The sequence below is a fragment of the Ruegeria sp. S84 genome, assembly GCF_056583445.1.
The window spans coordinates 1,411,862-1,423,681 of record NZ_CM152618.1 but is presented as its reverse complement, the minus strand read 5'-3'; the positions used below and the strand labels follow the sequence as shown (position 1 = coordinate 1,423,681).

Sequence of the window (11,820 nt, the reverse complement as noted above, 5' to 3'; positions counted from 1 at the left end):
GATGCAGCTGGATCAATTGAACTCACTCGCAGCCACACAGACGGGCCGTCGGATACTCGATCTGTTTGACGCCGATCCAAACCGGGCGCAGGGTTTCTCGGCTTCGACCGGAGATCTGCTGTTTGACTATTCGAAGACACAAATCGACGAAGATATCCGCGCGGCACTGATCCAGCTTTGCGATCAAGTCGAATTGGCAGAGCGTCGGGCCGCGATGTTCTCCGGTGAAAAGATCAACGAAACCGAAGGCCGGGCTGTATTGCATACCGCGCTACGCAATCTCGACGGAGGCCCGGTCGAGGTCGATGGTCAGGACGTAATGCCGGACGTACTGGGCACTTTGCAGCGAATGCGCGTCTTTGCCGAAGAAGTGCGTGGCGGGGCGATCAAAGGGGCAGGGGGCAGCTTTACGGATGTGGTCAACATTGGCATCGGCGGCTCGGACCTTGGGCCGGTGATGGCGACGCATGCCTTGGCACCTTATCACGACGGGCCAAGGCTGCATTATGTCTCAAACGTGGATGGCGCGCATATTGCGGATACGCTGCGCCCGCTTGATCCGACACGGACTCTGGTGATTGTCGCTTCGAAGACCTTTACGACCATCGAGACGATGACCAATGCACGCACGGCGCGGGCTTGGATGGTCGATGGTGGTGGTGATCCGGCGCGGCAATTCGCAGCGGTCTCCAGCGCTGTTGACAAGACTCAGGCCTTCGGGATTCCCGAGTCGCGGGTGTTTGGCTTCGCGGATTGGGTCGGCGGGCGGTACTCGGTCTGGGGGCCGGTCGGACTGCCGGTAATGATCGCCGTTGGCTCGAACGCGTTTGACGCGTTTCTACGGGGCGGTCAGGCGATGGATCTGCACTTTCAATCCGCCGAATGGGCAGAAAATCTGCCAGTTATGCTGGCGCTTGTGGGGGTCTGGCATCGTCAGGTGCTTGGGCATGCCAGCCGCGCAGTTCTGCCATATGATCAGCGTCTGCTGCGCCTGCCTGCCTATTTCCAACAGCTTGAGATGGAATCGAACGGCAAATCCGTCACGATGGATGGCAGCGCGCTGACCATGCCTTCAGGACCGGTCGTCTGGGGCGAACCCGGCACCAATGGACAGCACGCCTTTTATCAGTTGATCCATCAGGGCACCGATGTGATTCCCTGCGAATTCATGGTTGCAGCAAACGGGCATGAGCCGGAACTGGCCCATCATCATCGCCTTCTATTGGCTAATTGCTTGGCCCAGTCCGAAGCGCTAATGCGGGGTCGGTCGCTGGATGTTGCACGCGCACGCATGGCCGAAAAGGGTCTGACTGGCGACGAGTTGGAACGGCAGGCGCGCCATCGTGTGTTTTCGGGCGACCGCCCGTCAACCACGCTGATCTATCCGCAGCTTACCCCGTTTGTGCTGGGTCAAATCATTGCGCTTTATGAACACCGCGTGTTTGTCGAAGGCGTGCTGCTTGGAATCAACTCGTTCGATCAGTGGGGTGTTGAGCTGGGCAAGGAATTGGCAACGTCACTTGGGCCGATCGTGGACGGTGAGGTTAGCGCCGAAGGCAAAGATGGCTCGACCTCGGCGCTGGTTGGATACGCATTGCGACATCGCGGTTGACGCGGCACCCTGCCGCACTCTCTTATTGTCAGACAATTGAATTCTTGGCAGGGTTGTTGCCTAGACATAACGGCGCGGCCAAGCGCTGACGATGGGAGGAATGTCCATGCTGGGACAGATGATGACGCAGCCTTTGCTGATTTCGTCGCTGATTGAACATGCTGAACTTTATCACGGGCAGACCGAGATCATCTCGGTCGAGACCGACGGAACCGTGACCGAGACCAACTGGTCCGGGATCGCGCAGAACGCCCGACGGATGGCTTCGGCGTTAGAGAAACTGGGGCTGCAACCGCAGGATCGCGTGGGCACGCTGGCCTGGAATAACCGCCGCCACCTTGAGATCTACTATGCAGTGTCCGGCGCGGGCTTTGTCTGCCACACGATCAACCCGCGTCTGTTTCCCGAACAACTAACCTATATCATCAACCACGCGCAGGACCGGGTCCTGTTCTTCGATGCGACTTTCCTGCCATTAGTCGCCGCGCTGCAAGAGCATCTGACCGAGGTGCAGTACTATGTGCTGATGGGTGCGCGGGACGAGGATGCGCTGTCTCAGGTGCCGGGGTTGGTTTTTTATGACGAGCTCATTGAAACCGGTGATACAGACTACGCGTGGCCCAGCTTTGATGAAAACACTGCCTCCAGCCTCTGTTATACTTCGGGTACCACTGGGAACCCCAAAGGCGTTCTCTATTCCCACCGCTCTACAGTTCTGCATAGCTTCGCGTCGAACACGCGCGACGTAATCGGCTATTCCGCCATGGATGTGGTGATGCCGGTGGTGCCAATGTTCCACGTCAACGCTTGGGGCTCGCCCTATGCCAGCGCTATGTCTGGTTCGCGAATGGTGATGCCAGGGCCGGGATTGCATGGCGAGGCATTGGTCAATCTGATCGACACATATGGCGTCACGCTGGCGATGGGCGTACCGACCATTTGGCAAGGTCTGCTGGCCCATGCCGCGACATGCGGGACCAAGTTGAAAAGCCTCAATCGTACTGTAATCGGTGGTGCGGCATGCCCGCCCTCAATGATTGAAACGTTCCGCGAAACTTATGGCGTCGATACCGTCCACGCCTGGGGCATGAGCGAAATGAGCCCGCTGGGCACGACGAATTATCCGATGGCCAAACATCTGGACATGCCCATGGAGGCACAGCACAAGCTGCGCGAAAACCAAGGCCGCCCGCCCTTTGGGGTTGAACTAAAAATCGTCGATGATGATGGCAGAGATCTTCCCCATGACGGTGAAACGCAGGGCGATCTGATGGTGCGCGGCCATTGGGTGCTGGACAGCTACTTCCACATGCAGGATGAGGCCTTGTTGCAGGATGGCTGGTTCGCGACTGGCGACGTTGCCACACTGGACCCGGATGGGTACATGACCATCCGCGACCGATCGAAGGACATCATCAAATCGGGGGGTGAATGGATCAGCTCTGTCGAGTTGGAGAATATCGCGGTCGCACACCCTCAACTAGCGACGGCTGCCGTTGTGGGCGTGCCGCATCCGAAATGGGACGAACGCCCGCTTTTAGTAGCAGTGAAGGCCGAGGGCGAAGAACCGACCGAGCAGGATTTGTTGGCATTCTTCGACGGCAAAATCGCCAAATGGCAGGTGCCCGACAAGGTCGTGTTCGTCGACGCCTTGCCCCTTAACGCGACCGGAAAGGTCCTGAAACGCACGTTGCGCTCGGATTTCAGTGATGCGCTGATGGTATAAGTGCCAGTCTGGGAAGAATGGCTCCGGCGGTAGGGATCGAACCTACGACCAATTGATTAACAGTCAACTGCTCTACCGCTGAGCTACGCCGGAACGGTCCGCGCCGTATAGCAACCTCAAATTGCGGCGTCCAGTGGGGTAGTGGAGTTTTTTCTGCGAAAAAACTTCGCCGTGGCTCACGCAGCTAATTATGAAGAATTTGGTGTGATTTGGCTCCGGCGGTAGGGATCGAACCTACGACCAATTGATTAACAGTCAACTGCTCTACCGCTGAGCTACGCCGGAACTGAGGGGCGTATAACAACCCGTATTTTCGGCGTCCAGAGGGGAAGCGCACGGGCCGTCAATTTTTTCCGATTCACGCGATGCGCTTGAAACGAGACGCAACTGACAGATCCCCCAAGGGCGCTACACGGGATCTGCCGGTCAGATCAACCAGATGGGCGAAGACATTACGCTCGGCCGCGGGAAGCAGCGCGGCGGGGGTTTCGATATAGATTCGCTGGGCAAGCTGTTGGGCCGTTTCTGGGCCATTTTCCAGGGCGTCGAGTATCTGTGATTCCCGCTGCAATCGGTGGTCTATCAGCCAATCCAGGCGCTTGGCAGGATTCGTGATAGGGGCACCATGGCCCGGATGAAAAACCGACCACTCGCGCGCACGCAGGCGGCGACAGGCCGCCATGAAATCCGTCAGGTCTCCGTCCGGGGGCGAGACCAGAGAGCTGGCCCAGCCCATGACGTGATCAGCCGTAAAGCAGACATCCCCCCAGGCCAACGCGATATGGTTGCCCAGATGGCCGGGTGTGTGGATCACTTCGAGTTGCCAGCCTTCTGCCGCGACGCGTTCACCGTCTTCAAGCTCGATATCAGGGCGGAAATCGGCATCGATTCCCTCACTACCTCCGGCAAGCCCGTTCTGGGCCAGCTCGGTCATGACTTCGCTGCGTCCAGCTTGCGGACCACCAAAAGCCAGAATCGGAGCGCCGGCGCGGGATGCGAGCGGGGCGGCCAAAGGCGAGTGATCCAGATGGGTGTGCGTAACAAATATGTGGCTGATCCGCTGCCCGGGTTCCAGCGCATCAACAATGGCTTGCAAATGGGCATCACTCAATGGCCCAGGGTCGATGACAGCAATGTCCTCATCGCCCAGAAGGTAGGTATTCGTACCACGATAAGTCATTGGCGAGGGATTGGGCGCAAGAATGCGCCTTAGCCCCGGGGTGAGCACGGCAACCTGTCCAGGGAGAGGGTTGAAATCGTCGGGGGCTTGCATTCTGACCTCTTCCTCTTGCCCGAGCAGCCCGCTAGGTTTAGCGCATGTCGACCCAATGGCTCAAACCCTATATGCCGCGTAGCCTATATGCGCGTGCCGCACTCATTCTGGTACTGCCGGTCATTGTCGTGCTTTTGGTGGTGGCGATTGCCTTTTTGCAAAAACATCTTGAAGAAGTGACCGCCCAGATGACCCGCACGGCGGCGCGCGAGGTGACACTGGTGCTGGACGTGATGGAGGGTGCGGAAACCCAGCAGCAGGCATTGGCAGCTGCGCGGCAGGACTTGTCGGTCTTGAACATGACCGCCCGCTTTCTGCCGCCGAATGAAGAGCCGAAAAACAGTCCGCGTCGATGGTACGATTTCATTGCCCCGCAGGTGGATGCGGAAATGCGCAGCTTGTTGCCTGAAACCCAGTATGTGGCTCTGCCAAATGGACAGGAAGTGAGTCTTTTTCTGGCAACCAATCTGGGCATGCTTGAGCTAGAGTTTGATCGCCGACGCCTGTCGCCGACTGCACCGCATCAGCTGATTGTGACGATGGTGTTCTTTGCGGCTCTGATGACAACGATCTCGTTTCTCTACATGCGCAATCAGTTGCGCCCGATCACGCGCCTTGCGGACGCGGCGCAGGCCTTTGGTCGCGGGCGGGTCGTGCCTTATTCACCCGGTGGTGCAATCGAGGTACGCGCTGCGGGCAATGCCTTCGTTGACATGCGCGCCCGAATCGAGCGGCAGATTGAGCAGCGCACGCTCATGTTGTCGGGGGTCAGCCACGATCTGCGCACACCTCTGACGCGTCTGAAACTTGGATTAGCTATGTTGCCCGAGGACGAGGCCGCACCGTTGTTGCAAGACGTGGACGAGATGCAATCGCTGCTGGATGCATTCTTGGACTTCTCGCGTGGCGCTGCAGAGAGCGCACCCGAAGAGATTGAACCCGAAAATTGGCTGAGCCAAATCGTTGACGATGCACAGCGCGCGGGCCAGCACGTTGAACTAATCTCGGTCGAGGGGCGTGGAACGACAATGCTGCGCCCATCGGCCATGCGCAGGGCAGTAGAGAATCTGATTGGAAACGCGAATCGCTATGGTTCACGCGCCGAGGTCAGCCTTTCGATGACGCCAAAGTCACTACGCATTCGGGTAGAAGATGACGGCCCCGGTATCCCGATCGAACAACGCACCGAGGCCGTCAAACCCTTCACGCGACTTGATCCGGCGCGAAACCAGAATCAGGGCACCGGCGTGGGTTTGGGCCTTGCCATTGTTGCCGATATCGCCCGCGTACATGGTGGTATTCTGCGACTGGGCAGCAGCGAAAGGCTGGGCGGATTAAGCGCGGATATCGTGATTGGACGGTGATTTGGTAGGCCCGGAGGGACTCGAACCCCCAACCAAAGCGTTATGAGCGCTCTGCTCTAACCAATTGAGCTACAGGCCCACCGTGCCGCCTTGGGTATCACGATCACTGGCCGCGTCAAGCCTGACCGTTGCAACATGGCCCACAATCGAATAACCCGCGCGCAAAGCACTCATGAGGGATTGGCCATGACAGCGGGCAAGAACGGAATCACCTATGCCGACGCAGGTGTAGATATCGATGCAGGCAACGCTCTGGTCGATCGGATCAAGCCTGCGGCCAAGCGCACCAACCGTTCGGGCGTGATGAGCGGGCTAGGCGGTTTTGGCGCTCTGTTCGACCTGAAAGCGGCTGGCTATCAAGACCCGGTTCTGGTGGGCGCAACCGATGGTGTGGGCACCAAGCTGCGGATCGCAATCGATACCGGCGTTGTCGATGGCGTGGGAATCGATCTGGTGGCGATGTGCGTCAATGATCTGATCTGCCAAGGTGCTGAGCCGCTGTTTTTCCTGGATTATTTTGCCACCGGTAAGCTGGACACCGATACTGCCGCGCGGATTATCGAAGGAATTGCCGAGGGGTGTGTCCAATCTGGCTGCGCCCTGATTGGTGGTGAAACCGCCGAGATGCCGGGTATGTACCCTGACGGCGATTTCGATCTGGCCGGTTTCTCGGTTGGTGCCATGGAACGCGGGGCCGCATTGCCCGAGGGCGTTGAACAGGGTGATGTCCTGCTGGGGCTGGCTTCGAACGGGGTGCATTCCAACGGCTATTCGCTGGTGCGCAAACTGGTTGAAATGTCCGGGCTGGGCTGGGAGGAAGAGTCGCCTTTCGGTGGCGGAACATTGGGTGAGGCTCTGCTGACCCCCACGCGGCTTTATGTGAAACCAGCGCTGCAAGCGATCCGGGCCGGCGGCGTTCACGCGATTGCCCATATAACCGGTGGAGGCCTCACCGAAAATCTGCCACGAGTATTGCCCGAAGGGCTCGGGGCCGAGATTGATTTGAATGCTTGGGACTTGCCGCCTGTGTTCAAATGGATGGCCGAGACCGGTGGGATCGCCGAATCCGAGATGTTGAAGACCTTCAACTGCGGCATCGGCATGATTGTTGTCTGCGCTGCAGATCAGGCGGATGATCTTACAACACTGCTTGCAGAGGCAGGCGAATCCGTTGCGCGCATCGGAACGGTCACCGCAGCGCCGGGTGTTGCCTATTCAGGCAAACTGCTGTGAGCCACAAGCGCGTCGCGATCCTGATCTCCGGGGGCGGATCGAACATGCTGTCGCTGGTCGACAGCATGAATGGCGATCATCCCGGTCGGCCATGTCTGGTATTGTCGAACGATGCAAATGCCGGAGGGCTGAAGAAAGCTGCACAGCGCGGAATTCCGACCGCAGCCGTCGACCACAAGCCCTTTGGCAAAGATCGCGCTGCGTTTGAGGCAGAACTGCTTAAACCGCTTATGGCAGCCCAGCCGGATGTTGTCTGTCTGGCCGGTTTCATGCGTGTATTGACGGGTGAATTTGTATCGCGTTTCCAGGGCCGGATGCTGAACATCCACCCATCGCTTTTGCCTAAGTACAAGGGTTTGAATACCCATGCCCGCGCCATTGAAGCAGGCGACGCCGAACATGGCTGCACCGTTCACGAAGTTACTGCCGCGTTGGATGACGGACCGATTCTGGGTCAGGCGCGCGTGGGTGTACGGGTAGGGGACACGCCTGAGGAGCTCGCCGCCCGCGTGTTGACCTGGGAGCACAAACTCTACCCTGCCGTGCTTCGCCGTTATTGTATGGGCAACAAAGACCCAGTTCTTCTGCCCTAACGCGGCGGGGTGATTTACACGCAAAGGTTATTCGTCTTATGGTCGCATATCGCTCGGGACGAGGACGGCACGGGCAGTCACAATAACCAAAAGCAAGAACAGCACCGCGCATGAAAACCCTGACGACGACGCAAGAGCTGGCCGCATTCTGCTCGGCTGCTGCACAATATCCTTATGTCACTGTAGATACCGAATTTCTGCGCGAACGGACCTATTATTCGAAACTCTGTCTGGTGCAGCTTGCAGTGCCATCGGAAGATGAAGACAGCGCCGTTCTGGTTGATCCATTGACTGACGGCATGTCGCTGGAGCCTTTGTACCAGCTGTTCAACGACGAAAGCGTGGTTAAGGTTTTCCACGCCGCGCGGCAGGATCTTGAAATTTTTTGGGTCGACGCGGGAGTCTTTCCGACTCCGTTGTTTGATACTCAGGTCGCTGCGATGGTCTGTGGTTTTGGTGAACAGGTTGGCTATGAGACTCTGGTCCGGAAGATTTGCAAGGAAGGGGTCGATAAAACTTCTCGCTTCACCGACTGGTCACGGCGCCCTCTGACGGAAGCGCAGAAAACATACGCATTGGCAGATGTAACCCATCTTCGGAAAATCTATGAGCATCTGGCTGCAGAACTTAAGAAGTCGCGCCGGGATCACTGGGTCGCAGAAGAGCTTCGCATACTGACCCGACCCGCGACATATGACATTCGCCCGGAAGAGGCGTGGCGGCGGGTCAAAACGCGGACCAACTCTGCCAAGTTTCTGGCCGTGGTTCGAGAGCTGGCGCAGTTCCGCGAGGCCTATGCGCAAGAGAACAATGTGCCACGAAGCCGTGTGTTCAAAGACGATGCGTTGATCGAGATGGCCTCGACCAAGCCCAAGACGCCCTCTGATCTGGGCGGATCGCGCTTGTTGCTGCGCGAAGCGCGCAAAGGGGCGATCGCAGAAGGCATTCTGGAGGCGGTAAAACGGGGCGTAGGTTGCCCGCAAGACCGATTGCCGAAAATTGACAACAGCCGCGACAAGCTGAAGGTCAACCCTGCACTTGCAGATTTGCTGCGCGTTCTTTTGAAATCAAAGACCGAAAGCGCAGGCGTTGCCGCAAAATTGATCGCCTCCAGCGCGGAATTGGATCAGATCGCTGCAGGAGAACGAGAAGTTCCCGCCATGTCTGGTTGGCGGTTCGAGGTTTTTGGCGAGGACGCGCTGAAGCTTTGCGAAGGCAAGATTGCTTTGGCCGCCAAGGGACAGGCCGTGCAGGTTGTCTCGCTTTAACGGCGACGGGATTCCAACGCGTTCTGCTGGCCTTTGACCCGAACTAAACGAATACCTTCCAGTTCTTTCCGGCTTACATTGACGGCCTCTGAAACCATCCGCGACCGTTCGGTGCCCTGCGCAGTGGCGTAGTCCGGGTAATCCACGCGGAAGGTGAATTCCATAACGCCATTTTTGCTGAGTTCTTCAGATCTTACGCGCGCGAGCTGCGCGTTGAACGCACCCTGTCGAATGGCTGTGCCAGCCGCATAGATGATTGCACCCGTCGAGGTTGGGTCGATCCGCAATTCGTTGATCACGGCGATTGGAACGCTATTATCCTCGGCGTCCGGACGCTCGAACAGGCCTTTTTTGTCGGCATTTTCGGGAACCAAGGCATTAGCGTCATCGGCTGATACTTCGGATGGGCTGGGTGTGCTGCTGCCAAACCAGTTCGATGGATTCGCGCTTGAGTTGCTCCAGTTGCTACAAGCGGACAGAGCCATTGTGGAGATCATCAGAACAGGCAGAGTTTTGTGCATGGACCCAGTACTTTGTGCAACTTTACCTGCATCGGGTTAACGCAAATTCGATCGTTTGAAAAGCCACGCTGGGGACTGGACAGTCGGTAGCGCTGAGCATAGTTCACAATTGTGAACGCGTAACGCAAGGACGGACCCGATATGGCAACGCCAGCCTTCGAAGAGATAGTCGAGGATTTCGAGTTCCTGGAGGACTGGGAAGACCGCTATCGCCATGTGATCGAGCAGGGCAAAGCGATGGAGCCTCTGGATGATGCATTCAAAGTCCCTGCGACCAAGGTGAATGGTTGCGCCAGTCAGGTCTGGCTGCATCCAACCATTGAGGGCGGTCAATTCCGATTTGACGGTGACAGCGATGCCCTGATTGTTCGGGGCCTGATTGCGGTTCTGCGTAGCCTGTATAACGGCTTGCCGGTGGCCGAGGTGCCCAGTGTTGATGCCGGTGGAGAACTCGCGCGTCTGGGGTTGCAGGATCATTTGTCTGCCCAACGTTCGAACGGGTTACGCGCTATGATAGAACGTATTCGCGAAGTGGCATTGGCCAGCGCCTGACTTTTAGGTGGATTTGCGTGCTGCCCAGTCAGCAAGCGTGGTTTCCAAATCGCCATAGCCGGTTTGCCGACGTTCGAATTCCAGCCCCATCCGTTCGGCACACTCCTGCGCGCGGCGAGTGAGGTTGGGATCATCAGTTTGTGCTTGATAGACGAGCTTGGTGTAATTGCCGAAATACATCTCTCGCAATTCAGGATGCCGGTCTAGACCCAGCGGTTTCCAGACAAACGCATCAAACTGCCGCGCAAGGAAATCTGTCAGATAAAAAGCGGTGGTTTCATCGTCTCCATGCGCGGCAAAGGCCAAATTGCCCTCGAAGAAGGAATAGCAATGGGGCCCTTGGATCATCTCGACCCCCAGTCGCTCGCACGCTGCTTGTAGCAACCCACCGGTTCCGCAATCAGCATAGACAACGTAGATGCGATCGTAGGAGTCCCGATGCTTGGCAACCGCATCCTCGACCGCCTGTGTAATCTTTTCCGGGTGCACATGTAAAATGGCGGGCAGGCAAGTCAGGGCCATGTGATCCCAGCCGTTCCGTTCTTTCAAGTCCAAAATCTCGCGCGCCAGTGCGCCGCATGCGATCAGAAGAATTGACTCGGTGCTGTGCGGTGCGACATAGCCCTGACGGGTCAGGCTGTCATCGTCTGGGATCTGTGAGTCGGTCATCTGATCTCTCTGGCTGGTCTTTAGCAATATATGTGCCCGAGGTTCGGACAAAAAAGGCCGCCCCAAAAAGGACGGCCTGTCTCACGATATGATCTCGCGCCTTAGCCGGCTAGTTGGTTGTGCTTGCGCGACATAAAGTCCTTTGCCATTTCCACCGCCACGGCTGCGTCGCGGCAATAGCCGTCAGCGCCGATCGCCTTGCCGAACTCTTCGTTCAGCGGAGCACCGCCAACCAGAACGGTGTACTCATCACGCAGGCCTTGTTCGACCAACGTGTCGATTACGACCTTCATATAAGGCATCGTCGTCGTCAGCAGAGCGGACATGCCCAGAATGTCGGGCTGTTCGTTTTCCAGCGCTTCGAGGTAGTTCTCGACCGGGTTGTTGATGCCGATATCGACAACTTCGAACCCGGCGCCTTCCATCATCATCGCAACAAGGTTCTTGCCGATGTCATGGATGTCGCCCTTTACGGTGCCGATCACCATCTTGCCAACGCGCGGAGCACCAGTTTCAGCCAGCAGAGGCTTCAGGATCGCCATACCGCCTTTCATGGCGTTGGCCGCGAGCAGAACCTCAGGCACGAACAGGATGCCGTCGCGGAAGTCATGGCCGACAATTGTCATGCCGCCAACCAGCGCTTTGGTTAGGATGTCATAGGGTTGCCATCCGCGCTCGAGCAGGATGTTCACACCTTCTTCGATCTCTTCCTTCAGGCCGTCATAAAGGTCATCGAACATCTGTTCGACGAGTTCGTCGTCATTCAGTTCGGACAGGACGATGTCTTCTTCATCAGACATGGGTATTTCCCTGAGCTGTGCGGGCCTGCGGCCCGTGGTGGCATTTTCTCCGTTTTGGCCATTTCGTCGCAGGTGTACTGTGACGATTGCGACCTAGGTCGTTCTGAGACCGACCTATAGGCCGAATATTCGCACTCAGCGACATCGAATTTTGCAAGATCATCCTGCATTGGTTTCATTAGCCACGGTAAATTCACCCGCAGTCTAAT

The 11,820-nt window shown here is 57.4% G+C and carries 11 protein-coding genes and 3 tRNA genes; 7 read left to right on the top strand and 7 right to left on the bottom strand.

Annotated features, from left to right (window positions below; all coding sequences use genetic code 11):
• Position 1 precedes the first annotated feature (1 nt).
• Both pgi and AC1DFB_RS07190 read left to right on the top strand, forming a co-directional pair.
• Complete coding sequence (gene pgi, locus AC1DFB_RS07195; protein WP_480922411.1) at positions 2-1,612, top strand: glucose-6-phosphate isomerase; 1,611 nt, start codon at positions 2-4, stop codon at positions 1,610-1,612.
• Between the two features lie 106 nt (positions 1,613-1,718).
• On the top strand, positions 1,719-3,338 hold the full coding sequence (locus AC1DFB_RS07190) for a long-chain-fatty-acid--CoA ligase (protein ID WP_480922410.1): 1,620 nt from the start codon (positions 1,719-1,721) through the stop codon (positions 3,336-3,338).
• A gap of 18 nt (positions 3,339-3,356) precedes the next feature.
• On the opposite strand, the gene AC1DFB_RS07185 is transcribed toward AC1DFB_RS07190, so the two are convergent.
• From AC1DFB_RS07185 to AC1DFB_RS07175, 3 genes are all read right to left on the bottom strand, one after another.
• A tRNA-Asn gene (locus AC1DFB_RS07185) sits at positions 3,357-3,431 on the bottom strand.
• Between the two features lie 117 nt (positions 3,432-3,548).
• Positions 3,549-3,623: transfer RNA gene (locus AC1DFB_RS07180), tRNA-Asn, on the bottom strand.
• Between the two features lie 73 nt (positions 3,624-3,696).
• Entirely contained in the window at positions 3,697-4,611 is a 915-nt protein-coding gene (locus tag AC1DFB_RS07175; protein WP_480922409.1) for an MBL fold metallo-hydrolase, read from the bottom strand.
• Positions 4,612-4,655: 44 nt separating this feature from the next.
• On the opposite strand from AC1DFB_RS07175, the gene AC1DFB_RS07170 reads away from it, so the two are divergent.
• Entirely contained in the window at positions 4,656-5,975 is a 1,320-nt protein-coding gene (locus AC1DFB_RS07170) for an ATP-binding protein (protein ID WP_170406010.1), read from the top strand.
• Between the two features lie 2 nt (positions 5,976-5,977).
• On the opposite strand, the gene AC1DFB_RS07165 is transcribed toward AC1DFB_RS07170, so the two are convergent.
• Positions 5,978-6,054, bottom strand: a tRNA-Ile gene (locus tag AC1DFB_RS07165).
• Positions 6,055-6,161: 107 nt separating this feature from the next.
• On the opposite strand from AC1DFB_RS07165, the gene purM reads away from it, so the two are divergent.
• The 3 genes from purM to rnd all read left to right on the top strand — a co-directional run bounded on the left by purM (position 6,162) and on the right by rnd (position 9,069).
• On the top strand, positions 6,162-7,208 hold the full coding sequence (purM, locus tag AC1DFB_RS07160; protein WP_480922408.1) for a phosphoribosylformylglycinamidine cyclo-ligase: 1,047 nt from the start codon (positions 6,162-6,164) through the stop codon (positions 7,206-7,208).
• Positions 7,205-7,801: a phosphoribosylglycinamide formyltransferase gene (gene purN, locus AC1DFB_RS07155; RefSeq protein ID WP_170817811.1), complete on the top strand. Its 597-nt coding sequence runs from the start codon at positions 7,205-7,207 to the stop codon at positions 7,799-7,801. The genes purM and purN overlap by 4 nt, the downstream gene beginning before the upstream one ends.
• Positions 7,802-7,911: 110 nt before the next feature.
• Positions 7,912-9,069 (top strand): ribonuclease D, encoded by a 1,158-nt coding sequence (rnd, locus tag AC1DFB_RS07150; RefSeq protein WP_480922407.1) that lies wholly within the window; start codon positions 7,912-7,914, stop codon positions 9,067-9,069.
• Here rnd and AC1DFB_RS07145 read toward each other — a convergent pair.
• On the bottom strand, positions 9,066-9,554 hold the full coding sequence (locus AC1DFB_RS07145; RefSeq protein WP_480561439.1) for a hypothetical protein: 489 nt from the start codon (positions 9,552-9,554) through the stop codon (positions 9,066-9,068). The genes rnd and AC1DFB_RS07145 overlap by 4 nt on opposite strands.
• Before the next feature lie 177 nt (positions 9,555-9,731).
• Between AC1DFB_RS07145 and AC1DFB_RS07140 the strand changes: the two genes are divergently transcribed.
• Positions 9,732-10,142: a SufE family protein gene (locus AC1DFB_RS07140; RefSeq protein WP_170392962.1), complete on the top strand. Its 411-nt coding sequence runs from the start codon at positions 9,732-9,734 to the stop codon at positions 10,140-10,142.
• Between the two features lie 3 nt (positions 10,143-10,145).
• Here AC1DFB_RS07140 and AC1DFB_RS07135 read toward each other — a convergent pair whose 3' ends face one another.
• Both AC1DFB_RS07135 and AC1DFB_RS07130 read right to left on the bottom strand, forming a co-directional pair.
• Positions 10,146-10,811, bottom strand: a complete 666-nt coding sequence (locus AC1DFB_RS07135) for a DUF1638 domain-containing protein (protein ID WP_480922406.1) — start codon at positions 10,809-10,811, stop codon at positions 10,146-10,148.
• Between the two features lie 101 nt (positions 10,812-10,912).
• Positions 10,913-11,611: a corrinoid protein gene (locus tag AC1DFB_RS07130; protein WP_170392964.1), complete on the bottom strand. Its 699-nt coding sequence runs from the start codon at positions 11,609-11,611 to the stop codon at positions 10,913-10,915.
• Positions 11,612-11,820: the final 209 nt, after the last annotated feature.